Origin of the sequence: Martelella alba (assembly GCF_005217455.1) — a bacterium.
Lineage (GTDB): Bacteria > Pseudomonadota > Gammaproteobacteria > Enterobacterales > Enterobacteriaceae > Acerihabitans.
Genome location: NZ_SZPQ01000003.1, coordinates 173,407 through 198,447, shown reverse-complemented (window position 1 = coordinate 198,447; position 25,041 = coordinate 173,407). Strand labels below are relative to the sequence as shown.

Below are 25,041 nucleotides of genomic sequence, written 5' to 3'. Positions count from 1 at the left end.
TGCTCCGATTTTGCGCCGGCCGGCGATATGTCCAGATAATCTTAATGCCCGGTGCGCCATTCAGTACACTTTGCTCACGTCCTGGTACAGGACGGTAGCCGGACACTTATCGCGCCCTTTGTCATGACGCGACCGGACGCCGGAAGGAATGCGCCGGCGTCCGCGGCCAACAGCGCCGGGGACGGTCATGGCGTTACGCCTTCTGCCCTAAAGGCGCGAAGCCCCGCTTTGGCATGCCTCCCGACGGCAATTCATATAAGGGAGCCGAGCGGCCGCGCGTCAAACCCGCCCATCGGAACCCGCAAACCGTAAGGATGTCTTTCATGCTGACAGAAACGACAGACAGAACCTCGCCCCGGAGCGCCGTCGCCCCGGCCGATTCGTGGTCGCTGGCCGCGTTCATTTTGTTGGGATTGCGCTTCGCGCAGGGGTTTATCTATTGGGGCGGCGGATCCCGCCGTTTCATCTATGCGCCGGCCAAACTCGATCCCCACGCGGCCAATTGGATGGCCAACAAATTCCAGGGGGCCATGCCGGGCGCCATATTGGGCACCGGTTATATCGTCGACTTTTTATTGCGCCATTTCACCCTGCTGTATATCAGCATTATCGTTTTTAGCCTGATTGAACTGGTGGCCGGCGTATTTCTCATGTTCGGCTTTTTCACCCGTCTGGCCGCGCTGGGCACGCTGGGGCTCAGCGCGGTATTGATGATGTTGTACGGCTGGCAAGGCGCCACCTGTATCGACGAATGGACCATGGCCGCCTGCAATTTCGCCATGGGCACCGCCCTGCTCTTGGGCGGCAGCAGCGCCTTTTCCCTGGATGCCCGCTGGATGCGCCGCAATCCGGCCATCACGCATAAGCCATGGTTTCGCTGGCTGGCCAGCGGTCCTTTTCCCGAGGCCGCTTTCCGAAAATTCAGTCTTTGCTTGGCAGCCGTCACCGTGGTGTTTATCGTGGCGACCTATAACTACTATCGCGGCTCGGTATTGACGCCTTATCATGCGGGCCCCACCAGTCCGTCCATCCACCATCTGTCCATTAGCGACGCCGGCATCGGCGACAATGGAAACCTGAGCTTTACCGTTTACCTGGACGGCGGTACCCCGGACGTACCGGCGCATATCGTCCGCATCCGGTTGCTCGGCGCGAACGGCTCGGTACTGGAAACCTGGAGCGCCGCCGATTTGGCCAAATTGCCCGCCAGCGCCATTGTCAATGACTATGCCTACAATAAATTCAAGCCGGCGCTGCTGAGTCTTGCCGCCGGCATGGGCGCCAGGGCGCACATCACGCTGCCCCCCACCGCAGGGGCGACAGTGCGGCCGCCTTCCGGCGCGGTCATCGAATTGCAGACGATCGATAACCGGATTTTCACCGCGCCGCTGGGCTAATCCCTCCCCCCGCACGGCCGGCGGCGGCCGGCCGTATTCCCCGCCCGCCGTCGCGCCGCCGCCAAGGAATTTCATTGCCAAAAAACCCATCGGCATGATAGAAACGTTGGCTTGTTATCTTCGGTCCCGCCATGGAAATTTCCGTCATGCCGCCATCCGCCGTCAATCGGTTAGTGCCTTTTTTGATGATATTGGGTTCCATCACGTCATTGTGCATTGGCACGTCGCTGGCGAAGGCGTTTTTATTTCCCCTGGCCGGCCCCGCCGGCACCACGGCGCTGCGCACCGGCTTTTCCGCCATGCTGCTGCTGGCGTTGTGGCGTCCGTGGCAAAGAACCGTCCGCCGGCGGGATATGACTTTTATCGTCCTGTACGGCTTAACGCTCGGTACCATGAACCTGCTGTTTTACATGGCCTTGAACAAGATTCCGTTTGGCCTGGCGGTAGCCATTGAGTTTATCGGGCCGTTGACCGTGACGCTGCTGTATTCCCGCCGGGGAATCGATTTTATCTGGATAGCCCTGGCCGCCGCCGGTATTTTGCTGATACTGCCGCTGCACGGCAATCGCAGCGGATTGAGCCTGTCCGGGGTAGTGTTCGCCCTGGGCGCCGCGTTCTGCTGGGCGCTTTACATCGTATTCGGCAAGCGGGTCAGTCATCTGCATTCAGGACAGACCGTATCCATCGGCCTGGCGTTCGCCTCGCTTATCACCATACCGGCGGGCATCCGCGAGGCCGGCGCATTGCTGGTGCATCCCTCCTTGTTGGCCATGGGGTTGCTTATCGCCCTGATCTCCAGTTCCCTGCCCATGTCCCTCGAGATGGCGGCCTTGCGCCGATTGCCGCAAAAGTCCTTCGGCATCCTGGTCAGCATGGAACCCGCCGTCGCCGCCATTATCGGTTTTTTCATGCTGGCGGAAACCCTTACCCCCGTGCAGTCGATGGCCATTGTCTTATCCATCGCCGCCGGCGTGGGCAGCGCCATAACGGCGCGCGGACGGCATAGCGAAGCCGATAGCCTCATCACCTGAGAGCCGGGCGGTAGGGGTTTCAGGATTTCAAAAACCGCTCAAATGCCTTAAGCGTCGCTTCCGACACATGGTGCTCGATGCCTTCGCTGTCCAATTCGGCCGCATCGGCGGGCACGCCCAGTTTCAACAGGAGATTCACGATCAGCCGGTGCCGTTCGCGGGATTTTTTCGCCAGTTTCTCGCCTTCGGCGGTCAGGAAAATTCCCCGGTAGGGCTGAGATTCCACCAGCCCCAGCCCTTTGAGGCGCGCGATATTTTTGATTACCGTCGGATGGGAAACGCCAAACCGTTTCGCGATGACCGTGGTGCGCGCTTCCCGGGTGGCCAGCAATAAATCGGCAATCAACTCAACATAATCTTCTATCAGCGCGTTGGATTGCGCTTCCCGCGCATGGCTAAAACGCAATGCGTGCTCGGCCTCGTTGGGAATGCCCCGCGGGGCCGCGTCCGGGGGGGGTATGTATTCAGACTCAGTCATAGGTCATTTTTCCTTTAGTCGATGCGGCAAACCCAACCGCGCCGCAACGGAGGACGGACGCCATTATTCCATCGTTCGACCACTAAAGTCTTTCACAAGACAAGCGGCGTGAATAAAAATAGGAATGTTACGCCTTGAACGAAATGTAGCATCAGCTACATTATCAGCATAGAATAGAACAAAATTAAACCGGTTTGCAAAAAGGCAATCTAAAGGGATCAGCATGCATCAACCGGCCGCACGGCCCACTTTGACAGAACGCACCAATGCCGCCATCGGCCGGGTGTTATCAGGCGGCAAGCGCGGCCTGCTGACGCCTTTTTTATTCGCCGGCCCGGCGGTGGTGTCTTCCATCGCCTATATGGACCCGGGAAACTACGCCACCAATATCCAGGCAGGCGCGCGCTATGGCTATACCTTGCTGTGGGTGGTGGTCATGGCCAATCTGATCGCCATTCTGTTTCAGGCCCTGTCGGCCAAACTGGGCATCGTGACACGGCGCAATCTGGCGGAAATGTGCCGCGATCAGTTCCCGGCGCCGGTGGTATGGCTAATGTGGATTGTCAGCGAAATCGCCGCCATGGCCACTGATCTGGCGGAATTCCTTGGCGGCGCCATTGCGCTGTCCTTGTTGATGCACTTACCCCTGTTATGGGGCATGGCAATCACCGCCGTTGTCACTTATCTGCTGTTATTGCTGCAAAACAAGGGGTTTCGTCCCATCGAACTCATCATCGGCGGTCTGGTGGGCATTATCGCCCTGTGCTATCTGCTGGAGATGTTCATCGTGCCCATCGACTGGTCCGCCGCCGGTATGGGCATGGTGATCCCCCGGCTGCCGGATGGCGGCGCGCTGACCCTGGCGGTGGGTATTATCGGCGCCACCGTCATGCCCCACGCCATCTTCCTGCATTCGGGGCTGAGCCAGGGGCGCAGCCTGGCGCAGAAAACCGGCGAACGTCGCATTCTACTGCGTTTTTCCAATATCGAGGTGATCGTCGCCCTGACGCTGGCCGGCCTGGTCAACCTGTCGATGGTGGTGATGGCCTCGAGCGCTTTCCATGCCGGGCACCCGGATGTGGCGGAAATTGAAAGCGCCTACCACACCTTGACCCCGTTGCTCGGTTCGGCCGCCGGCATTTTTCTGGTATCGCTTATCGCCTCCGGCGTCTCCAGTTCCGTGGTGGGCACTATGGCGGGCCAGATTATCATGCAAGGCTTCGTCGGTTTCCGCATTCCCGTCTGGCTGCGCCGGCTGGTCACCATGCTGCCGGCGTTCGCGGTGGTGGCGATGGGCATTAATGCGACCACGGCCCTGGTTTACAGCCAGGTGGTGCTGAGCCTGGCCCTGCCGGCGCCGATGATAGCCCTGGTGTTGTTCACCCGCCGCCGGGACATCATGGGATCGTTCGCCAACTCGCGGTTGACCGGCCTGGTCGCCACGGCGGCAACCGTGATTATTTTATTGCTCAACCTGGTACTGGTATTGCAGTTTTTCGGCGTGCCCCTGCCGGGAATGGGGTAAGACGCCCGCTCGCCCGGCGGCAAGTCAGAAATACAGCTCAAGGGGCGGAACCGCCAGGGGACATTCCGCCCGCCAGGCCGTAAGCGTCAACCGGGTCAGGGCGGCCGTGCCCTGATAGAGCGGTTGCGCGGCATGTGTTTCCAGCAATGCCAGGAAGCGAAACACCCAGGGAAAGAGATGCTCCGCCAGCAGCACATCCCCCTCGCGGGTCCGTCCCTGCTCCGCCAGCCAGGCCGCAAGCAACAGTAGCGTACCGATATGATCCTCCGGTTCGTTGCCCTGTCGCTCCAGGCTGACGCTGTTTTCACGCAGCCAGCGCCTGAGCGCCAGGGTCGATTCGCCGAACAGAACGCTTTCTTTGTCCAGATACACCGAGCCCCAGGGCGGCGCCGGTAAAGCATAAGGGCCGATAAATAACCGCTGATAAGCCTCCTGGGGCGTTTCAGCGACATTGTCGGCCAATCCGGCGGTAAACAAGCCGGCTATTTCCTGGAGATCATCAGGCTCGCCATACGGCCACTCGTCAATCCAACTCTCATCCAGCATGTTTGCCAATAGCGACTGGCAGGCCGGCGCATCGGGCGGCGCCGATAACAACTGGCCCAACACCCGGCCGCTCAGGGCCACGCGCTGCCAGCGCATCTCTGTAAGTTCGGACATATGCCTTCCTTTTTTTGCGGGCATCATGGCGGGTCGCCCACCTGTGAAACGATTTTATGCGTTACCCAGTATACCATCGGATATCAATGTTCATGCTTTGCAAAGATTTTCCCGGTCTCAGCCGTCCCTGGCCTCTCGCCCCCTCCCCGCGCGCCGCCGTCTTCCGTCATCCGTTAAAACCTTGAGGCGGCATTATCCATAAACGGCCCTTAAAGTTTACCCACCTCCACCAGGTTGGTATGGGAAGGGTTGCCTTTGGCCAGCGGCGACGGCCGCTGAGTGGTCAGGACATTGATGCTGCCGCCGTGATCGATACGGTCGGCGTCCGGCGCATACCAGGCGCCTTCCCCCAGAGCAACCACGCCGGGCATGATACGCGGCGTGACCTTGGCGTTGATGCGCACTTCGCCGCGATCGTTGTAGACCCGGATAAGATCGCCGTTGGCGATGCCGCGGCGGCTCGCGTCAAGGGGGTTTACCCATATTTCCTGCCGACAGGCCGCCTGGAGAACGGCGACATTGCCGTAGGTGGAGTGGGTGCGCGACTTGTAATGAAAGCCGATAAGCTGCAAGGGGTATTTCGCCGCCAGCGGATCATCGTAATTTTCGAAACCGGCGCTGTATATCGGCAGCGGATGAATCACATCCCCCTTCGCCAATTGCCATTGAGCCGCCACTTTCGCCAAGGCGTCGGAGTAAATCTCGATTTTCCCCGACGGGGTGGTGAGCGGGTGCCCCTGCGGATCGGCCCGGAAATCCCGGTAAGCCACGAAATGCCCGGCGGGATCGCGCTGTTTGTAAATACCCTGCGCGCGAAATTGCTCATAGGCCGGCAATCCCGGCACCGCCGCCTTGGACTGCTGGTAAAGATAGCGTAGCCATTCCTCCTGGCTGCGGCCCTCGGTAAATTGTTGCCCGACCCCCATCCGACGGGCGATTTCCGATGTCATCTGGTAGACGGTTTTGCATTCGAATCGCGGCGCGATGGCCTGGCTGGCGAAGATCACATAGCCCATATTGCCACTGGACGCATCCATGCAAAAATCGCTCTGTTCAGACGCGGTGCAATCCGGCAGCAACAGATCGGCATATTTGGCCGACGCGGTCATGTGATTATCAATGACCACGATCATTTCGCACTGTTTATCGTCACGCAAGATGTCGTGGGTGCGATTAATTTCCGAATGCTGGTTTACCAGGCAATTGCCGGCGTAGTTCCAGATAAATTTAATCGGCGCCACCAACCGATCACGGCCCCGAACGCCGTCCGCCAGCGCGGTCATGTCCGGGCCGCGCGCAATGGCATCGGTCCAGGTAAACATGGATATCGTGGTCTTTACCGGGTTATCCAATGTCGGCATCCGCACGAAGGGAATTTCATAACCGCTCTCCCGGGCGCCGCTGTTGCCGCCCGAAATACCGACATTGCCGGTCAGGATGGCCAGCATCGGAATAGCCCGGCTGGTAAGCTCGCCGTTGGCGTGGCGCTGCGGTCCCCACCCCTGACAGATGTAGGCCGGCTTGGTCGAGCCGATCTCCCGGGCCAGCCCGATGATGCGCGCGGCGGGTACGCCGGTGATGGCGGCGGCCCAGGCTGGCGTTTTGGCGACGCCATCCTCGCCCTGGCCCAATATATAGGCTTTATAATGGCTGTTGGCGGGCGCGCCGGCAGGCAGGGTTTTTTCATCATAACCGACGCAGTATGTGTCCAGAAACGGCTTGTCGATCAAGTTTTCGGTGATAAGCACATAGGCCAGACCGGCCACCAGCGCCGCGTCGGTGCCCGGACGCAGGGGAATCCATTCGTCTTCCCGTCCGGCGGCGGTATCGGTATAGCGGGGGTCTATCACGATCATCCGCGCATGGCTTTGCGCCCTGGCCTGCTCCAGCAGATAGGTGACCCCGCCGCCGCTCATACGGGTTTCGCAGGGATTGTTGCCGAACATGACCACCAGCTTGCTATTGACGATATCGGTAGGACTGTTGCCGTCCGCCCAGCCGCCATAGGTATAGTTCAGACCGGCTTCAATCTGGGCCGCGCTATAATCGCCATACTGGTTCAGGTAGCCGCCGCAGCAGTTCATGAGCCGGGCGATAAGCGTTTTGCCCGGCGGCCAGGACCGGGTCAGGGTTCCCCCCAGGGTTCCTGTGCCGTAATTAAGATAAACCGCCTCGTTGCCGTAGGTCTTGATGATGCGCTGCAAATTGCCGGCGATCAGATCAAACGCCTCGTCCCAACTGATACGTTCAAATTTGCCTTCGCCGCGTTCGCCCACCCGCCGCATGGGATATTTAAGCCGGTCGGGGTGATAAACCCGGCGGCGCATGGAGCGGCCGCGCAAGCAGGCACGCACTTGATGCAGCCCTTCATAGGCGTCATCGCCGGTATTATCGGTTTCAACATAGACGATTTCACCGTCCCGCACATGCATGCGCAAGGGACAACGGCTGCCGCAGTTGACAGTACAGGCGCTCCAGACCACATCGGTTGCGGGTAAGCTCGAATCGGCCTTCGACGCCGCCCGGGCTTCGCCGGCGAATGGCAATGCGATGCCGCCGGCCGCCAGCGCCAGGCCGCAACACGACATGTTTTTTAATAGGCGTCGTCTGGATAGCCGCCACGCGGCCGGAGAATCGAATACGGAGATGTCCATGATAGGCTCGCTTAGAAGTATCGCCGTGAAATATCCGCGAACGCCCTATCGCCGTGAATAACTCCGAGAGCCGGTCATATTTCCCATGATTTGCGCGCTTAACGCCTCGGCGCATTTCACCTGACGCGGCCTATACCTGACGCAAGGCGTTGACCTCACCACTGCTTTCCACTGTATGCTTTGTCGGCAAAGGAAATCCTGTGCCATGTCAAACAAATCGTCGTCTTCGCGCGCCACGCCGCGGCCTATCGCCGGCGCCGGTCGGCCTGACGGAACGTCCGGCGCCGCGTTTTACCGTCTTACTTTCCCCCGGCCATTCACCCGGCCAAGTCGTCAGTCATTTTTTTCATTATCCCGTTGATATCCCGCGCCTGGTCCAGCGCCCAGCACTGCTCCACCAATCCGGTTGCCGTATCGCTATCCCCCAGGCCGCCCACGGCGGCGATCAGCTTGTCCGAGAGATCTGGATCCGATAACGGCGCATCCGGCGTTCCCCGGTTGCGCAAAATAGCATAATCGGCATGTCTGCCATCGGCCCAGTGGATGACCAACTTGCAGCCACGTTTGTCCATGGACGAATCCCCATGGATGCGTACCCGTGAGCGCAAACGGACAATGGCGGAATCGTTTAGGGTGGCATCGTCGAAATCCCCCAACCCCAGCCTCCCCCTCGCCAGCGCCACCGCGAGGCAATGCGGCGTGCTGAAACGGGCCTCGGAACCGGTAGTCGGATGCGCCAGCGCCGTTACCGCGGCGGAAAACGGATGTAGCCGCAATTCAATGGCATCGGGTTCGCCTTTGACGGCCAAATCTGCGGAGGCCGCGATCCCGGCCTCAATGGGCGCATGGGTAAGCGATGCCGTGGGATACAGCTTGTGTCCGTTGTTTGGCAAATGCCAAAGATGATTGAGTCCCGCCACCAGCAAAGCGTAGTCCGGATCCTGACTGACCGCGTTTAATAGCCCGCGTTGGCCCTCTATGGCCGTATCCATGGATGTGAACCCCACTTCGGCCAGCAGACCGGCCATGACGCCATCCATCGCGGCTTTTCCCGGATGAATGGCCTTGGCGTCGCTGCCATAGATTTCCCGGATGCCGGCCGCCTGGGTGGCGCTGCAACCCAGCGCGTGGGTCGCCGCCTCGGCGGACAGTTTCAAGGCATTGGCGGCAGCGGCGGCGGCGGCGATATGCCCCATGGTGCCGGTGACGTGCCAGGCGCTTTGGTAATGACTATTGCCGGCGGCTTGCGCCACTCGCGCCCCCGTCTCGAAACCGGCGACATAGGCGGCGATCATTTCCCGGCCGTTCAAGGCGCGCAACTGACCAATCGCCACCACCGTCGGCCAGACGCAGGAGCTGAGATGGATAGTGGTTTCGATGGGATTAAAGACATCGTCGTAATCAAGCAAATGCGATGCATAAGCATTGCACAGCGCGGCATACGGCGCATTGGTACGCAACCGCGTGCCGACCACGCTCGCCGTCCCGCCCTGGGTCAGCGATGAGATCACGTTTTGCAGTTTACGCGCGCCGGGCTGGCCGGCGCCGGCGATAGCCGCCGCGCTCCAGTCCACGAAGGCCCGTTTGCCATAGTGGATCACTTCCGGCGGAAGCGACTCATAGGTCATCGAGGCCGCGAATATGCCGAGTTGCCGCGTTTTGGTGACCGGCCCCGATACATCGGTCGTTTCAACAGACATATTATTTATTCCTCTTCAACAACGTGATTAACTGTTTGATATCCGTGGTGTATTGACCCATTTTCTGCTGCAAGTCATCGCCGGTGATGAACTGCGTTCTCTCGCCCTCTTCTTGCATGTACTTTTCCCAATCCGGCGTTTTGACCATTTTGGCGAAAATATCCCGGTAATAAGCGACGGTTTCCGGTTTTATACCCGCTGGCGCCGCGATGCCGCGAAATTGCAACTGATCGGGTATGCCTTGCGTCGGTATGCCCTGTTCGGCCAGCGTCGGCACATCGGGATACTGTTTATTGCGCGCATCCCCCAGCACCCCGATCAACCGCAGATTGCCGGCCGCCACCTGTTCGGAAAAATCGGTTTGCGCGCCAATCATGATTTGCGCGTCGCCGCGCAGCAGCGCGGTGATGCGCGGTCCGCCGTCGGCGAAGGACAGATATTTCCATCGGGTACCGGTGTTGGCCTGGATCTGCAACGCCGCCAGATTATCAACCGATTGATAGGCGCCGCCGACCTGCACCAACTGGCCTGGATTCTGTTTCGCCGCGTCGAGGAAATCCTTAAAGGTCTTGTATGGGGAGCTGGCGGGGACCGCCACCAGTTGCTGTTCATCCGCCAGCATAGCGATTACGGTCAAATCCTTGAGGGTGGTGGTGGCGTTAGGCTCGGTCAATCCACTGGAAATCCATTTGGAGGTGAAGGCCGCGATGTAATTCGGCTGGCCCTTTTTTTCGCCCATAAAATTCATGGCGCCCAGTCCGCCGCCCTGCGGACGGGACAGTACCGGCCAGTTTTCATCCATTATTTTGTTCTGGCGGGCGATCTTGACGATTTGCCGGGCGAACAGATCGCTGCCGCCGCCCGGACCGGTGTCCACCACGAACTGGACATTGGTGGGTTTGGCCGCATCATCGCTGTCATTACAGGCCGTCATGGCGGTCAGCATTACCCCCATGGCGGCCAAAAATGCCGCTTGGCAGAGTTTCTTCATTATAGTGATCTCCTGTTATGCGGACGGCGGCGGGAAGCGCGCCCGTTTTAGGTCAAAATGAAATCTCAGCGCGCGATGACGACCTTGCGACGCTGTTTGATGCGGCTGCGTACCGACAGCAGCACCACAAGCACGATCGCCCCGAGGATCCCCGCGGATATCGGTCGATCGATAAAGATGGACAGGTGGTTATTGGACAGCATCAGCGATTGGCGGAAGGCCAGTTCCGCCTCCGGCCCCAGCACGAACGCCATCAGCATGGGCGCGGCGGGCACGCCCAGCCGGCGGAATAAATAACCGAAAGCGCTAAACCCCATCAACAGGTACACATCGAAAATCGAACCGCGCACGCTGTAGGCGCCGACCACCGCCAGCAGCAAAATGACCGGATACAAGAACCAGTAGGGTATGCGCAATATCTGCACCCACAGCGGGATCATGGGCAGGTTAAGCACCAGCAAGGCAAGGGTCCCGAGATAAAGACTGGCAATCACCGGCCAGACGATTTCGGGATGAACGGTGAATAACTGCGGACCCGGCTGAATGCCGTATAGCAACAATGCGGCCAGCATGACCGTGGTGCTGGCGCTACCGGGCAAACCCAGGCTGAGCAGGGGGATCATGGTGCCGCCGCATTCGGAGTTATTGGCCGCTTCGGGGCCCGCCACGCCTTCGATGACGCCGGTGCCGAATTTTTCCGGTTCCTTGGCGGTGTTTTTCACCATGGCGTATGACACGAACGACGCGATAGTCGAGCCGCCGCCCGGAATGGCACCGATAAAAAAACCGACCAGGGTGCCGATGGCGATGGCCAGACGCGATTGTTTAATGTCGTTCCAGTTGGGCAGGTATTCGCGCAGTTTTTTCGGCGTGCTGACCGATTGGGCCTTTTTCAAGGTTTTGCCGGTATTGATGAGAACTTCGCCCACCGCGAATAATCCCAGGGTCACGACCAGGAATTCGATGCCGTCGTACAGGTTGACGCTGCCAAAGGTAAAGCGTTGGGCGCCGGAAAAAATATCCGCGCCGACGGTAGATACCAGCAGCCCGCAGCACATCGAGATCAGGCCTTTGACAGGGGACTTGCCGGCCATCGAGATCACCAGCAGCAGGCCGAACAGCATCAACATGGCGAATTCCGGCGGTCCGAATTCCACCGCCAGGCGCGCGGCCAGCGGCGCGGCGAAGGTCAGACCGATGACGCCGATGGTACTGGCGATAAACCCGGAAATCGCCGACATGCCCATCGCCGCGCCCGCCCGTCCCTGCTTGGCCATCGCATGGCCGTCGTAGCACAAAACCACTGAAGAGGTTTCGGTGGGAATATTCAATAAAATTGCCGTGGTCGCGCCGGCGAATTTTGAGCCGTGATAGATTCCAGCCATCATGATCAGGCCGGTGGTGGGCGGCAAGCGCAATGTCAGCGGCAGTAAAATGGCCAGCGTCGCCGCCGGATTGCCCAGGCCGGGCAAAATACCGATAAGCGTTCCCAGCAGCGCGCCAAGGATTATCCACATCAGATTGATGACAGATAACGCCGTCGCGAAGCCATCGAACATATTGTAGAGTAGGGACATGATGATTTTCTCTTTTAATCGTCAGATACCCAAAATCCCGGTATTGAACAACCCCGTGGGCAACTCGATGTCGAGTATCTGGACGAACAGGATATAGATGACGATAGGTGCGGCGATGATGGCGGCGTAGGCGAACATGTGGCGCCGCTTTTCTACCCAAAGCAGCAAGTAGGCCATGAGCAGCATACCCGTCACGACAAATCCCAACAGTGCAAAAAGCGGAACAGACACCACATATCCCAGAAAAACCGCCAGGGTGCGTTTAGGAAAAAAACGTGGGGACATTTCCGCGGGATCCGGTTTCCCGTGCGTTTTTGTTTCGATGGGGTTGACCGCCCCCACCGCGCGAACTTCCGGCGTGGTCGGTCTCAGGCTTTGCCAGACCTGTATCAGGCCAAGAACCAATAAAATAATGGCGACGATGCGCGGCACGAATCCCGGACCGGGAACATTGTTCAGATAAAACGGCAATTGCCAGGCCATGATCAACACGGCGGCCGCCACTGCGGTGACTACGCTTCCAAAAGCAACATCAGTACGATGCATTCCATACCTCCGTATACCAGACATAGTTTCTTTTCTATCGACATCACCTCGCGAGATATAAGAGATATTCCATTCTGCGTCAAGAACCGTCGCCGGAATCGTTGCGACAATGTGATACAACAAGCCTTTTTGGCGTAAACGGTATCCGAGACCGGCAACGCGCCCCCGATCCCCGCCGCGAAAAAAAACGGCGCCGACGGGAAAACCCGACGCGCCGCGCGCAAAGACTCGATCCCCCGCCGAACATAGCGGCGGGGGCCTTGTTCAGGTGGACAGATCGCGAAACTGCTGGCGCACCTCTTTGAGGGCCTTAACGATGTTGGCCTGCATTTCCGGCACCAGCCGGGTTACCGGGACGGCCACGGCGATGGAGGCGATGGGACGATTGGCGCCATTAATCAGTGCGATGGCCACCGACCCGACCCCTTCCTCGCTCTCTTCATAGTTGGTGGCATAGCCCAGATTACGCACGTCTTCCAGGGCGCTTTCCAGCGCCTGGAGGGATTTGATGGAACTGGCGGTCTGCGGCGGTAATTTTTTGTCGGCGTAGAGTGTTCGCACCTGCTGCGGCGTCAGTTCTCCCAACATTGCCTTGCCCGCCGACGTGCAATGGGCATAGAGCACCTGACCGGTCCTGGCGATAACCCGTAGGGTGCGATCGCTTTCCACCGCGTCGATATAGCGGACCTTATCGCTTTCGAGCGTCACCAGATGAACGGTTTCGCCGAATCGGGACGCCAGTTTTTCCAGAAACGGACGCGCCTGCATACGCACATCCATTTTCTGCACCACCGCCAGTCCGATTTCCACCAGCATCGGGCCTGGCCGGTAGGCCCTCGTGTCGTCCTGTCGGACAAATCCCCTATGTATCAGCATCGCCAGCAGGCGATGCGCGGTGGAATGCGCCACCCCGAGATAAGTGCAGGCCTCGGTCAGACGCATGCTTTGCTGTTCTCTGAACAGCAATAGCAGGCGCAGTGCATTGTCCACCGATGAAATGGGGTAGCTCGGCTCGCCGCCGCCAGTGGTATTTGGAACATCACGCACATATCACCCCTTGATTTGTATTCTGTATACCAGACAATATTGTCAATTTTGTGATCCCTTGTCCACAAGAAGAACATAGTACTATTGACTTTGTAAAATGTACGTTGCAATATCCGATTCGTCCTTAATGAGGACATAATTTCCTTATAGAAGACATTATCATCATAGAGGAGAGTTGGGATGCGTATTCGCCATATAGGTGTCGTCACAAAAGATCTTGAGAAAGCCGCGACCTTCTATGAAAAGGTGCTCGGTTTTAAGCGCCTGGGTCCGGTCCGTACCCCAGGCCACTACCCGGGAAAAGCCATCGACATGAGCGACGGGGAAGTCAATTATTCACTCCTGTGCCCCGATGAGCGCGTGGCGTTCGCGCCCTGGGCCCAGGGTACCCTGGGCCCGAACCATATCGGCGTGGAAACCGACAATATCGTCGCCGTTATCGAAGGTTTGAAAGAATACGGGATCGCGTACTACGGCGAGGATAAAGCGCAGGTCCCCCCCCGTTTTTTCAAATTCCTGGATCCGGACGGCGTTGAAATCGATATCGCCACGATCGATCGCAGTTGGACGTTCTGATGACGCGTGGCCGCGCCAGCCGCGATATCGCCATGCTTTCCCGTCCGGCGGCGTTTCAAGGACGCTGGGCGAGAATGGCTTCCAGCAGCCCGGGGAAGCGTTCTTGCATTTCGCTGCGGCGCAGCCGGTTAATATGGGTGGTGCCTATGCTGTGGGTGAAGACCAAGCCGGCGTCGCGCAATACCCGGAAATGATGGGAAACGCTGGATTTGGGGCGGCCGCCGTCCAGTTCGCCGCAGCTGGCCTCTCCCAGTTGATCCAACCGCCGGACGATTTCCAGGCGTAAGGGGTCGCTTAAGGCGTACAGCACGCGCTCAAGGGCGAATTCACTGCTGGCGGGGTGTTTGAAAGGTCGCATGGACGAATGATAGCAAACCGGTTGCCCGATATCTATAATTCGAATATTATCGAATTACAAAAATATCCTCCAACCAACCGGGAAAATATCCATGTCAGCTCTTTTTCAGCCTTTCAAACTCAAGGATGTCACACTGCGCAACCGCATCGCGGTACCGCCCATGTGTCAATATTCCGCCGTCGACGGCGTTATCAACGACTGGCATCTGGTACATCTGGCTTCCATGGCCCGCGGCGGCGCCGGTCTGGTGATCGTTGAGGCCACTGGGGTGTCTCCCGAGGGCCGCATCACCCCGGCGTGCGCCGGTATCTGGAATGACGCCCAGGCAGAAGCCTTCGTGCCGGCGGTAAAAGCCATCAAAGCGGCCGGCGCGGTGCCCGGCATCCAAATCGGCCATGCCGGCCGCAAGGCCAGCGCCAATCGTCCTTGGGAAGGCGATGATCATATCCCCGCCGACGATCCGCGCGGTTGGCAGACCATCGCGCCATCAGCCATCCCGTTCGGCGCTCAATTACCCAGAGTGCCCCGCGCAATGACCTTAGACGATATTCGCCGGGTAAGGGATGATTTCACGGCGGCGGCGCGACGGGCGCGCGATGCCGGCTTCGAATGGCTTGAACTGCACTTCGCCCACGGCTATCTGGGACAAAGCTTTTTCTCTGCGCATTCCAATCAGCGGGACGACCAGTACGGCGGCAGCCTGGAAAACCGCGGCCGTTTTCTGTTGGAAACGCTGGCGGCCGTCCGGCAAGTCTGGCCGGAGCATTTACCCTTGACCGCCCGGTTCGGCGTTATCGAATTCGACGGCCGTGACGAACAGACCCTTACCGAATCCATCGAACTGGCCCGGCGTTTCAAACAAGCCGGATTGGACATGCTCAGCGTCAGCATCGGTTTCTCCATACCGGACGCCAATATTCCCTGGGGGCCGGCGTTCATGGGTCCCATTGCCCAGCGCGTCAGGAAGGAGGCGGATATCCCCGTGTCGTCCGCCTGGGGTTTCGGCACGCCCGCGCTGGCGGAACAGGCCGTCGCCGAGGGCCAGTTGGATCTGGTGATGGTCGGCAGGGCGCATTTGGCCGATCCGCACTGGAGCTACGCCGCCGCCCGGGAATTGGGCATAGACCGCCCTTCCTGGACCCTTCCCGCGCCTTACGCCCACTGGCTGGAACGCTATTGATGCAGGGGCGGCCCGCTCCGGGCCGCCCGAGACCCTCACGCCTTCCCAGGGCGAAATCAGATCTCGACGCCCGCCGGCCAGGAATAATACCGCGATACGATCTACAGTAGTGGTAGCATGTACGCTAACGGCTTCGTATTGTCTCGCGACGACCGGCGCGCTCACTCGGGCGCATCGGCCGTTGCTATCCAGGGGGCCGAACGCCGCCCGCGAAGAAGCGACTCAAAGTTTTCAGGGTATACAAGGAGAAAGCGTGAACAACACTGCGTCCGGCACCAGCCTTACGGCTCTTCAGGCCATTGAAAAACTGCATACGTTGTATGACCACTCGGTATCGGCGCTACGTAACGCCATTGAGGAATTCGTCCGTCACAATCGGCTCCCCAACGCCGAGGCGCGGGCGGCGGGGCTGTTTGCCTACCCCGAATTGCGCGTCACCTGGGATGGCGTAACGACAGGCCAGCCCAAAAATCGCGCCTGGGGACGTTTCACCCATCCTGGTTGTTACGCCACCACCATCACCCGTCCCGAACTGTTTCGGCCTTATTTGTCCGATCAACTGCTCATGCTGGAAAGGGAATACGCCGCCGTTATCGAAGTGGCGCCATCCCGGCACGAGATTCCGTTTCCCTATGTTATCGACGGCGCCGATCTGGCCCTTGACCGCTCCCTGAGCGCTGTTCTCGCCCAGCATTTTCCCACGACCGAGCTCTCCCAGATAGGGGATGAAACCGCGGACGGCGTGTTCTCCTCTTCCACGCATTTTCCCTTAACGCACTTCGATGCCTTGCGCACCGATTTTTCCCTGGCCAGGCTCAAACACTATACCGGCACGCCGGCGGAGCATTTTCAGCCCTTTGTCCTGTTTACCAATTACACCCGCTATGTGGACGAGTTTGTTGATTGGGCATGCCGGCAAATCGCCGATCCCGCCAGTCCCTATCAGGCCTTATCCTGCGCCGGCGGCAAATATGTGACATCCCAGACCGCCGACCCCGCGCAGGCGGTGTCGGATCTGGCCTGGAAAAAGCACCAGATGCCGGCTTACCATCTGATACCCCGGCACGGCCGGGGTATCACCATGGTCAATATCGGCGTCGGTCCCTCCAATGCCAAAACCATCTGCGATCATCTTGCGGTTCTTCGCCCGCACGCCTGGCTAATGATCGGCCATTGCGGCGGTCTGCGCGAAAGCCAGTCCATCGGCGATTATGTGCTGGCGCACGCTTACCTGCGCGACGACCATGTGCTGGACGCGGTGTTGCCGCCGGACATTCCCATTCCCAGTATCGCCGAAGTGCAGCGGGCCTTATACGATGCCACCAAAACAGTGAGCGGCATGCCGGGCGAAGAGGTTAAGCAACGGCTGCGCACCGGCACGGTCGTGACCACCGACGATCGTAACTGGGAGCTGCGCTATTCCGCCTCGGCGTTGCGTTTCAATCTCAGCCGCGCGGTGGCGGTGGATATGGAAAGCGCCACCATCGCCGCGCAGGGCTACCGTTTCCGGGTACCCTACGGTACGTTGTTATGCGTATCGGATAAGCCATTGCATGGCGAAATCAAATTGCCCGGCCAGGCCAACCGGTTTTACGAAGGCGCCATTTCCGAGCATTTGCAAATCGGCATTACCGCCATTGATTTACTCCGCGCCGAGGGCGATCGCCTGCATTCGCGCAAACTGCGCACCTTCAACGAACCCCCCTTCCGTTAAATTTCCCGTCGGTCATGCCATGGGGCCTGACCGGAGGCTAACCACGCAGCGCGCAACTTGAAGAGGCCATGACCTTTTTTGAAAAGGATCCGCGGCACTGCTGCAAGGTGATATTAACCCTCGACCGGTAGGCCTATCGTTTGTTAACCGCCTCGGTCGCCCTACACACCATTATGCTGAACTGGAGTTGCCATGTTTCGTCATCTACGCTGGATAATCGTTTTTTTGTTGGTCGTTGCTGGTTCTGCGCATTCTGTTCGGCATGGCCGAAGGACCGATTTGCGCCTCGGCCAATAAAATGATTAACGGTTGGCTCCCCAAAAACAGGCGGCCACCGCCATGGGATTTCTCAGCGCCGGCTCACCGCTGGGCGGCGCGGTCAGCGGGCCAATCGTGGGCTATCTGGCATTGGCGTTCGGCTGGCGCCCGGCGACCCGATCACCTCAGGGGAGGTTAAAGAACTGGCGTTGAACGGCCCCCTTCTTTAGACTTACCGAATTCCTTTTTGTCTTTTTAAAATTGAATTCTTATGCCCTTGACCCGAGAGATCACACCCTACGAATCAGTCAGCAAACAGATATACCGCTTTTTACGTCTGGACATTGTGTCCTGCACTATTCATCCCGGCTCCACCCTGTCGGAAAATGAAATCTCCACCCGCTATAAAATTTCCCGGCAGCCGGTGCGCGAAGCTTTCATTAAATTGGCGGAAACCGGCCTGGTACAAATTCTTCCCCAACGGGGCACCTTTGTGCGCAAGATTTCCGCCCGTCATGTGGCCGATGGACGCTTTATCCGCGAGGCCATTGAAATCGCCGTGGTACGGCGGGTAGCCCAGGAGGCCGGAGCGGAGGATATCGCCCGGCTTGGCGCGATGATCGAGCAGCAAAAACGGGCGGCGGACAGAAACGATCCTTACGAATTTCTGCTGCTGGACGATGAGTTTCATCTTGGTCTGGCCAAGAGTGTGCATTGTGAACTGGCTTGGGAAACCATTGAAAACATCAAGGCGGGCATGGACCGGGTGCGCTATCTTACCCTGAGCAAGGAATCGCCGCCGGCGGACCTGATAGCACAACACAGCCGGATCCTTGAGACGATCATCGCCGGTGATGCCGATGCCGCCGAGCAGGCCATGCGCCATCATCTCAAAGAAATGATCTTCTCCCTGACCCAGGTGGAAGAGCGTTATCGCAATTGGTTTGAGGAAGACAGCCTGTAGAAGACCGTTCGACCGCGATTCGCCCCGGGCGCCGAATCTTCGCCGCGAGGGCGGGGCCGGACCGCCCGTCCCTTTGCGCGACGCAAAGGGATATTCCGCCCGTTAGCGTGAGGACGCCGCTTTGCCGTTATCCGTCGGCCCCAAGGGCTCATCGAAACGCAGCAGCCGGCCGGCATTGCCCAGCACCAGCAGCGTACTGAGATTATGCAGCACCGCTGCGATCATCGCGCCGGCGGCGCCCAGCAGACCGAAAGCCGCCGCCGCCACGATAAGCACCGTCCAGCCCAGGCCGATGAAAATATTGATTTGCAGGGTGCGCCGGCATTGACGGCTCAAACGCACGCAGGTGCCGAGGCGGCGCAAGTCGCTGCCGATCAGCACCACGTCCGCCGAGGCCAGCGCGATATCAGCGCCGCCGGCGCCCATGGCCACCCCCACCACGCCGGCCTTAAGCGCCAGCGAATCGTTAATGCCGTCACCCACCACCAGCGGACGGAACCCCTGACGAATTTCCGCGCCGACCCGCACGAGTTTGTCTTCCGGCAATGCCTGGGCAATGACTTCGCCAATGCCCACCGCCCCGGCGATATCCTCCGCCACCGCGCGGCGATCGCCGGTGAGCAAAACCTGCCGCCCCAGGCCGAGGCGCCGTAGATCCGCCAGCGCGTCGCCGGCCTCCGGCCGTACCTTATCCGCCAATAATAACCAGGCGCAGAATACGCCGTTCAGCGCCAGGCCGACCAAGGGCCCGTCGTGCTCGGGAGGGCGCGAGGCGGCGATACCCCGTCCGGCGAACAGTTCCGGCCGTCCCAGTAACGCTTCACCCAGCGCGGTGTCGGCGCTAACGCCAAACCCCTGCTGTTCACCGACGGCGCGCAGGGGAATGAAGTCCGCCGCCGGCGCCAGACCGGCCAGCGCCCGGCTGACCGGATGGTTGCTGGTCGCGCCCAGGCTGGCCGCCAGACGTCGGACGGTGTCGACGGGCATTCCCGGTTCGGCGCGGATCTCTTGTAGCCGCAAAGCGCCATGGGTCAGCGTGCCGGTCTTATCAATAATCAGCGATGTCAGCGAGGACAGTTCCTCCAGAAACGCCGAGCCGCGGATAAGAATGCCGTGACGCGCGGCCACGGCCAGGCCGGCAATGGCGGTGGCCGGCGCCGAGAGCACCAGCGCGCAGGGACACGCGGCCACCAGTACGGCCAGTACCGCCTGGGCATTGTTGGACACAAACCAGGTGGACGCGGCAATCAGCAACACCAGCAGCAGGTATTGGCCGGCATGACGCTCCAAGAGCCGGGTGATAGGCGGCTTCGCACCTTCCGCCTGTTGCATAAGGGCGATGACCTTGCCAAGGGTGGAATCGTCGCCAATTCGCGTGACTTCGATACGCAGCAATCCGTCCAGATTGATGGAACCGCCGTAGACCGCCATGCCGACGGCGGCCTCCAACGGCACCGACTCGCCGGTGATGGGCGCGGTATCCAGGCTGGCCGCCCCCTCCAGCACCACCCCGTCCGCCGGTACGCGATCGCCGGCGCGCACCTCCACCCGATCGCCGGGGCGCAATTGATCGTTATCGATAGACTGAACCTCGCCGTCGACGCCGATTTTTCTGGCCTGACTGCGCGTCAGACGCCCCAAGGATTCGATGGCTTCCTGCGAGCCGATAACGCTGCGCTCTTCCAGCACATGGCCGAAGATCATGATGATCGGCAACAATGCGGCGGTCAGTAAATCGCCGGTCGCCCAGGCGCCGATCATCGCCAGGGCGATCAGTTGGTCGGTAATGCCGTGCAGCGTGGGATGCAGCAGGCTATGCCAACCGGAGCGAAATACCGGCACCGCCACCAACAACGAAGCGATACCCAGCAACAACTGCCCCACCCCGTCTTGTTGCGGCGCCAGCCAGCGCCAAAGCAACCCCAGCGCCAGCAAGCCGAAAGCGCCCATGGCCAGGCCGAGCTGGCGGGCAATGATCCGTTGTTCTCCACGGGTCAGCGCCGCGCCGGTCAGCGGGGCGTGATGATGGCCGTGATGATCGTGATGGGCGTGATGGTGGGAAGACGCGGCCGGTTCGCTCATTTTTTCGCTCCATCGTTTACGTCGACGCCTTGTAGAATCAAATGATCATCCTCATGGGGATCGACAGCGGTCACCGAGCCGGCCTGGGCGAAAATCGCCGCAATCCGATCGCGATACAAGCGCCAGAGGATACCGGGATCCGCGCCGGTGGCCAACGTATGCGCCAGGCTGCTGATGCTGGCGGTATCCGCCCGGGCCTTGGCCAAACGTTCACTGGCCGCGGCCTGGGCGATTCGCAGCGTCCGGTCGGCGGCCTGGTTGGCGGTTTGCAACTGGCGCGTGGCGTCATTTTGCGCGCTGGCGATAGCTTGTTCGGCCAACTGGCTGGAAGTGAGCACGGCATTGAAAGCGCTGACCGCTTTCTCCGGCAGCGAGGATTGCACGTCCACCCGTTCAATTTCGATCCCCAGGCCCAGGCCATCGGCCTCCAGCGTTCGCAGGCTCTGGTTGATATTTTGCCGTAAATCCCCACGCAGCCGCTCGCGGCTTTGCACCGCGGCGCTGTCGTTGCTTACCAGCTCAGGGCGGGCCACCAGGATAGCGTCCAGATCGCGGGACGCGCAAATCACCACGGCCGCCCGTTCCACCAGTCGATCCAGCGCCGGTCCGACATGCGTCTTTTGCACCACGTATTCATAGGGCCGATTGATCTTATAAAACACCCGCACATCCAATTGCACCACGCCGGCATCGCCGGTCAGCAAATAGCCGGACCCGGCCAGCGTGTCGTTGGGCAAACCGCCGCTGTAATCCGCCTGTTGCGCCTCGGTCGAACGCAACAGCCCGACCACCCGCCGTTCAAGTATCCGATCGGCCGCGGGCAGCACCACCACGTCTTCAAACGGCCGCGGCCAGGCCAGCAGCAGTCCGGCGTGCCGCAACCGGTTCAATGCGCCGAAACGCAACACCACGGCTTGGCTGTCGGGACCGATTTGCCGTACGTTGGTCAGCAGCCAGTCGCCGGCGGTGAGCAGCGTCACGACGCACAATGCCCAAAACGCCAGGCGACCGGCCTGTAGCCAGGGGCCGTCCCGGCCCGGCTCCCGCATCGTCGGGCCTGTCATGGCCGCGCGCATCCCGAAGCGGGCGGCGTCGGCGTCGTCGTCGGCGGCGGTAATTGCGGCGGACCATTAACCAACACGCTGAACGGTGCGGCATCGGTGCGCAACACCAGTCGGGTACGGCCATTGACGATGGTGCCCAGCGTGTCCAGCGAGCGCAGCAGATTATACAGTGTCGGCGAACTGGCGTAGGCCTTGCCGTAGATTTCCGCGGCCTGCACCTGGGACTGGGCTTCAATATCGGCGGCTTTCACCGAGGCGTCGGCCTGGATGATGCGGGCGTCCCGCTCGGCGGCGGAACGGACCTCCGCCGCCCGGCGTTTGCCTTCGGCGGTACGTTCGGTAGCGATGGTTTCCCGCTCGGCGCGCATACGATCGACCGTGGCGCCCAACGTCACCGACGGCAAGGTCAGACGCTCGATGCCCACTTGCACCAAACGCACGCCGTAAGTCTGCCCCAGCGTTTGGGCGATTTGTCCGCGCACCCGCTGTTCAAAATCGGCCAGCCGCACCCGCGACGGATCGGTATTCACCAGATCCGCCAGGGGGTAACCGCTGGCGGCGGTTTCCAACGCCGAACCGACAAAGGTACGGATCTGGCGCGCCGCCTCATCAGGTTGATTCTGCACCGCCCGCATGAAACGCTGCACATGGACAGGATCGGCCTGCACCTGCCATACCGCATAGGCCTGCACGATGATGCGCAGGCCATCCCGGGTACCCACATCCTGTAAGCCGCTGGACGTGGTGCGCACCCGCAGATCCACCGGAACGGCCGACTCGAACGGCGCCGGCAGCCGCCAGGCCAGGCCGGGCTTCATCAATACCCGCACCGGATTGCCAAAACGGGTAATGACCGTGGCCTCGCCGGAACGGACCTGCACCAGGCAAGCCGCCGCGACGACAAAAATCAATAACAGTAATGCCAGGCCGATTCGGCGCCAAAGTCCGGATCGGATAACGGGAGCATCATGATCGTGATGATGTGACGGGCTCAAAGGTGTTCTCCGGCAATAATTCAGTGTCCGGTCCCAGGCGCGGGGGCGTCGACAAGGGGCTCGGGGAAACGGCGTAAATCCAGGGTTGACGGTTGCCCGCCGGCGATACGGTGATCAAGTACCAGCAAAGGCGTTTTATCGAGGGCCGTCCCCAGTTGCGTAAAATACCTTTCAGTCAGAAAGGCCTGGCCGGCCTTGCGCCAGGCGGTACGCTCGGCGGCGAAACGCAAATCGGCGGCCTGCGCCTGCGCCAGGTTTTCATGAGCGGCGGCGGTGGCCCGATCGGCGGCCAGGCTGGCGGCCAATTGGGCGGCATTCAACTGTTCCGCCGCCCGGCCCCGTTCCCGGGCAATCAGGGCCTGGGCCGCAATCTGCGCGGCCTGCACGCCGTGATAAGCATTGGCCGCGCCGGCCGGCGGATGAATGGCTTCGATGACGATGGCCATGATTTCCACGCCGCTGCGCATCTGATCGAGCCGGGCCTGCACCACTTTGCCGACATCCCGCGCCAACACGGCCCGCTGATCCCCTAATACGCCATCCAGGGTGCGAGAGGCGAAATCATGGACCAGCACCTGGTTGGCGGTGCTGCGAATCAATCCCGGCACGTCGGCGGTGTGATACGTGGCGTCCAGCGCCGCCTCGTCGCTCAGGCCGATACGATAGATAATTCGTACATCCATGTTCACAATCTGGAAGCTCTGCCGATCGCCGGCCACGCTTGCGATGACCTGTGACTTTTCGCTGGGGTGATAAGCGTCCCACAGCCGATTGGCGCTCTCCGGCGCCGGGCCTTCGGCCGGGGCCGGTTCATCGCCGGGCCCGCCGCCGTCGGATCCGGTGGCCAGTTCATGCACCACGCCGTTTTCCACCATGCGCACCCGGCCGAACGGCCAGGGCAGGCCGATATTCAGTCCCGGCGCGAGCACATTCACCGGTTTGCCGAAGCGCTCATAGATACCACGGGCGTCCAGCGGCACCTGAGTCACACCGGTCAGTAGCCAGCCAATGAGCGCCAGCGCGGCCACTATTGGCAGAAATGCCCGGCGCATAAAGGTAAACGCCCAGATCTGTCGCAGATCGATGCCAAATCGTTGTTGCAATTCCCGATGGAGCAGGCCAAACGGCCGCGGCGGCCAGCAAAACTGCGCTGCAATCAGACTCTCGGCCGTCATCCTGGGTTCTTGCCGCGCGCGCAGAGGAATGAAGAACGTGAACAAACCGCGCGCCAGCAATTCCAGCGCGGCCAGCGCCGGCAACAGACCTGCGGCCAGCGCCAGATAATGCGGCCAGGGCACCGCCGCGCCGGCAAAGAGCAAGCAGGGAATTCCCAGCAGTTGAACGCCCATCACCAGGCGCGCCATGGCGGCCAGCGTAGCGCTTTCCGGCCATTCCCCCGCCGTGCAGGCCGCCAGATGCCGCTCCAGCACCAATAGCGCGAAAACGGCCACGGCCAGTAAGGCGACACCGACATACGCGCCCTGATCGGGATTTTGCGGCGCGCCGACGGCATTCCAGCCGGCGCGGACAATGAGCAGCGTGAGCAACGACCCGCCGCAGAGCCACACCGCGCCGATATCCACCCGCCGCAACCCGTCGCGCAGCCAACGGCCGAACGGGCCCGCGGCCCACGCGGCGTTACCTACCTTGCCCAGGGACACCTCGGCCGACGGCTTGGTATCGTCCGGCGCCGTTTCCCCGCCCGATGGCGGCGCAACCGCGGAACCTGTCGCGTTTAGCGCGGCGGATCGCCACAAAGTCACCCCACGCGCCGATTGGACGGTGGTCGCCAGCGCCAGCAAGGCTGCAAGATTATTACAAACCAGCGGCAACCAAAGCGAATCAGGGGCAATCCAATCGAAAAGCAGCGCCGGCAGCAACAGGGCGGCGGCGATCACGGCAAGCACGCGCGTAAGCCGGCGCAATATCACTGATTGATGGGCGGCGCGCTGGAAACGCGGCAACGCGGCGATATCCCCATCGGGATTATCCAGATCAACGCGCATGACTACTCGAATAATGGCTGCATGGAAAAGAGGATCCTTGTTCCGCCGCATAGCGCTTTACCGCGCGGCTTGGCACTCCGGCGCCCGCCAGATATCGCGGGAACGGTGTAACGCGTCGGCGGCGAGTGAAGCGGCATGCTTCAATCTCGCTTGACTATATAACATTGCGTCGGCAGAAAGGCGAACAACTTTGTATTGCAACGGTAACAATTAAGACCGGGCGGTGGGCGCCAGGGTC

General features: G+C 60.5%; 21 protein-coding genes. 8 read left to right on the top strand and 13 right to left on the bottom strand.

Annotated elements, in window-relative coordinates; all coding sequences use genetic code 11:
• Positions 1–323 precede the first annotated feature (323 nt).
• A complete protein-coding gene (locus FCN80_RS05040) occupies positions 324–1,397 on the top strand; it encodes a TQO small subunit DoxD (protein WP_136988803.1) in 1,074 nt (357 codons plus the stop codon).
• 146 nt (positions 1,398–1,543) lie between these two features.
• Positions 1,544–2,428, top strand: a complete 885-nt coding sequence (locus FCN80_RS05035) for an EamA family transporter (RefSeq protein ID WP_136988924.1) — start codon at positions 1,544–1,546, stop codon at positions 2,426–2,428.
• Positions 2,429–2,447: 19 nt separating this feature from the next.
• On the opposite strand, the gene mntR is transcribed toward FCN80_RS05035, so the two are convergent.
• On the bottom strand, positions 2,448–2,906 hold the full coding sequence (gene mntR / locus FCN80_RS05030) for a manganese-binding transcriptional regulator MntR (protein WP_136988802.1): 459 nt from the start codon (positions 2,904–2,906) through the stop codon (positions 2,448–2,450).
• 223 nt (positions 2,907–3,129) lie between these two features.
• On the opposite strand from mntR, the gene FCN80_RS05025 reads away from it, so the two are divergent.
• Positions 3,130–4,431: an Nramp family divalent metal transporter gene (locus FCN80_RS05025; RefSeq protein ID WP_136988801.1), complete on the top strand. Its 1,302-nt coding sequence runs from the start codon at positions 3,130–3,132 to the stop codon at positions 4,429–4,431.
• Positions 4,432–4,455: 24 nt separating this feature from the next.
• On the opposite strand, the gene dmsD is transcribed toward FCN80_RS05025, so the two are convergent.
• The 7 genes from dmsD to FCN80_RS04990 all read right to left on the bottom strand — a co-directional run bounded on the left by dmsD (position 4,456) and on the right by FCN80_RS04990 (position 13,606).
• On the bottom strand, positions 4,456–5,091 hold the full coding sequence (dmsD, locus tag FCN80_RS05020) for a Tat proofreading chaperone DmsD (protein ID WP_230492491.1): 636 nt from the start codon (positions 5,089–5,091) through the stop codon (positions 4,456–4,458).
• Between the two features lie 209 nt (positions 5,092–5,300).
• On the bottom strand, positions 5,301–7,745 hold the full coding sequence (locus FCN80_RS05015) for a DMSO/selenate family reductase complex A subunit (RefSeq protein ID WP_136988800.1): 2,445 nt from the start codon (positions 7,743–7,745) through the stop codon (positions 5,301–5,303).
• A gap of 317 nt (positions 7,746–8,062) precedes the next feature.
• Positions 8,063–9,445 (bottom strand): MmgE/PrpD family protein, encoded by a 1,383-nt coding sequence (locus FCN80_RS05010; RefSeq protein WP_136988799.1) that lies wholly within the window; start codon positions 9,443–9,445, stop codon positions 8,063–8,065.
• Between the two features lies 1 nt (position 9,446).
• Positions 9,447–10,436, bottom strand: a complete 990-nt coding sequence (locus FCN80_RS05005) for a Bug family tripartite tricarboxylate transporter substrate binding protein (protein WP_136988798.1) — start codon at positions 10,434–10,436, stop codon at positions 9,447–9,449.
• Between the two features lie 65 nt (positions 10,437–10,501).
• Complete coding sequence (locus FCN80_RS05000) at positions 10,502–12,013, bottom strand: tripartite tricarboxylate transporter permease (protein ID WP_136988797.1); 1,512 nt, start codon at positions 12,011–12,013, stop codon at positions 10,502–10,504.
• Between the two features lie 21 nt (positions 12,014–12,034).
• Positions 12,035–12,559: a tripartite tricarboxylate transporter TctB family protein gene (locus tag FCN80_RS04995; RefSeq protein WP_170975320.1), complete on the bottom strand. Its 525-nt coding sequence runs from the start codon at positions 12,557–12,559 to the stop codon at positions 12,035–12,037.
• A gap of 264 nt (positions 12,560–12,823) precedes the next feature.
• Complete coding sequence (locus FCN80_RS04990; RefSeq protein ID WP_230492490.1) at positions 12,824–13,606, bottom strand: IclR family transcriptional regulator; 783 nt, start codon at positions 13,604–13,606, stop codon at positions 12,824–12,826.
• A gap of 180 nt (positions 13,607–13,786) precedes the next feature.
• On the opposite strand from FCN80_RS04990, the gene FCN80_RS04985 reads away from it, so the two are divergent.
• Positions 13,787–14,182: a VOC family protein gene (locus tag FCN80_RS04985; RefSeq protein WP_136988795.1), complete on the top strand. Its 396-nt coding sequence runs from the start codon at positions 13,787–13,789 to the stop codon at positions 14,180–14,182.
• Between the two features lie 55 nt (positions 14,183–14,237).
• Here FCN80_RS04985 and FCN80_RS04980 read toward each other — a convergent pair whose 3' ends face one another.
• Positions 14,238–14,540, bottom strand: coding sequence for an ArsR/SmtB family transcription factor (locus FCN80_RS04980; protein WP_136988794.1), 303 nt, complete (start codon positions 14,538–14,540; stop codon positions 14,238–14,240).
• 91 nt (positions 14,541–14,631) lie between these two features.
• Between FCN80_RS04980 and FCN80_RS04975 the strand changes: the two genes are divergently transcribed.
• The 4 genes from FCN80_RS04975 (at position 14,632) to FCN80_RS04960 (ending at position 18,656) form a co-directional block, all read left to right on the top strand.
• Positions 14,632–15,720, top strand: a complete 1,089-nt coding sequence (locus FCN80_RS04975) for an NADH:flavin oxidoreductase/NADH oxidase (RefSeq protein WP_136988793.1) — start codon at positions 14,632–14,634, stop codon at positions 15,718–15,720.
• 253 nt (positions 15,721–15,973) lie between these two features.
• On the top strand, positions 15,974–17,434 hold the full coding sequence (locus FCN80_RS04970; RefSeq protein WP_136988792.1) for an AMP nucleosidase: 1,461 nt from the start codon (positions 15,974–15,976) through the stop codon (positions 17,432–17,434).
• A gap of 309 nt (positions 17,435–17,743) precedes the next feature.
• Positions 17,744–17,905, top strand: coding sequence for a hypothetical protein (locus FCN80_RS26700; protein ID WP_230492489.1), 162 nt, complete (start codon positions 17,744–17,746; stop codon positions 17,903–17,905).
• Positions 17,906–17,963: 58 nt separating this feature from the next.
• Positions 17,964–18,656, top strand: a complete 693-nt coding sequence (locus FCN80_RS04960; RefSeq protein ID WP_136988791.1) for a GntR family transcriptional regulator — start codon at positions 17,964–17,966, stop codon at positions 18,654–18,656.
• 102 nt (positions 18,657–18,758) lie between these two features.
• Here FCN80_RS04960 and FCN80_RS04955 read toward each other — a convergent pair whose 3' ends face one another.
• The 4 genes from FCN80_RS04955 to FCN80_RS04940 are packed head-to-tail and all read right to left on the bottom strand — an operon-like array spanning position 18,759 to position 24,803.
• Entirely contained in the window at positions 18,759–20,738 is a 1,980-nt protein-coding gene (locus FCN80_RS04955) for a heavy metal translocating P-type ATPase (protein ID WP_136988790.1), read from the bottom strand.
• Positions 20,735–21,802, bottom strand: a complete 1,068-nt coding sequence (gene hflK / locus FCN80_RS04950; RefSeq protein WP_136988789.1) for a protease modulator HflK — start codon at positions 21,800–21,802, stop codon at positions 20,735–20,737. Before hflK ends, FCN80_RS04955 begins: the two co-directional genes overlap by 4 nt.
• Positions 21,799–22,797 (bottom strand): protease modulator HflC, encoded by a 999-nt coding sequence (gene hflC, locus FCN80_RS04945; RefSeq protein ID WP_230492488.1) that lies wholly within the window; start codon positions 22,795–22,797, stop codon positions 21,799–21,801. Before hflC ends, hflK begins: the two co-directional genes overlap by 4 nt.
• A gap of 20 nt (positions 22,798–22,817) precedes the next feature.
• Entirely contained in the window at positions 22,818–24,803 is a 1,986-nt protein-coding gene (locus FCN80_RS04940) for an SPFH domain-containing protein (protein ID WP_136988787.1), read from the bottom strand.
• Between the last annotated feature and the right edge of the window lie 238 nt (positions 24,804–25,041).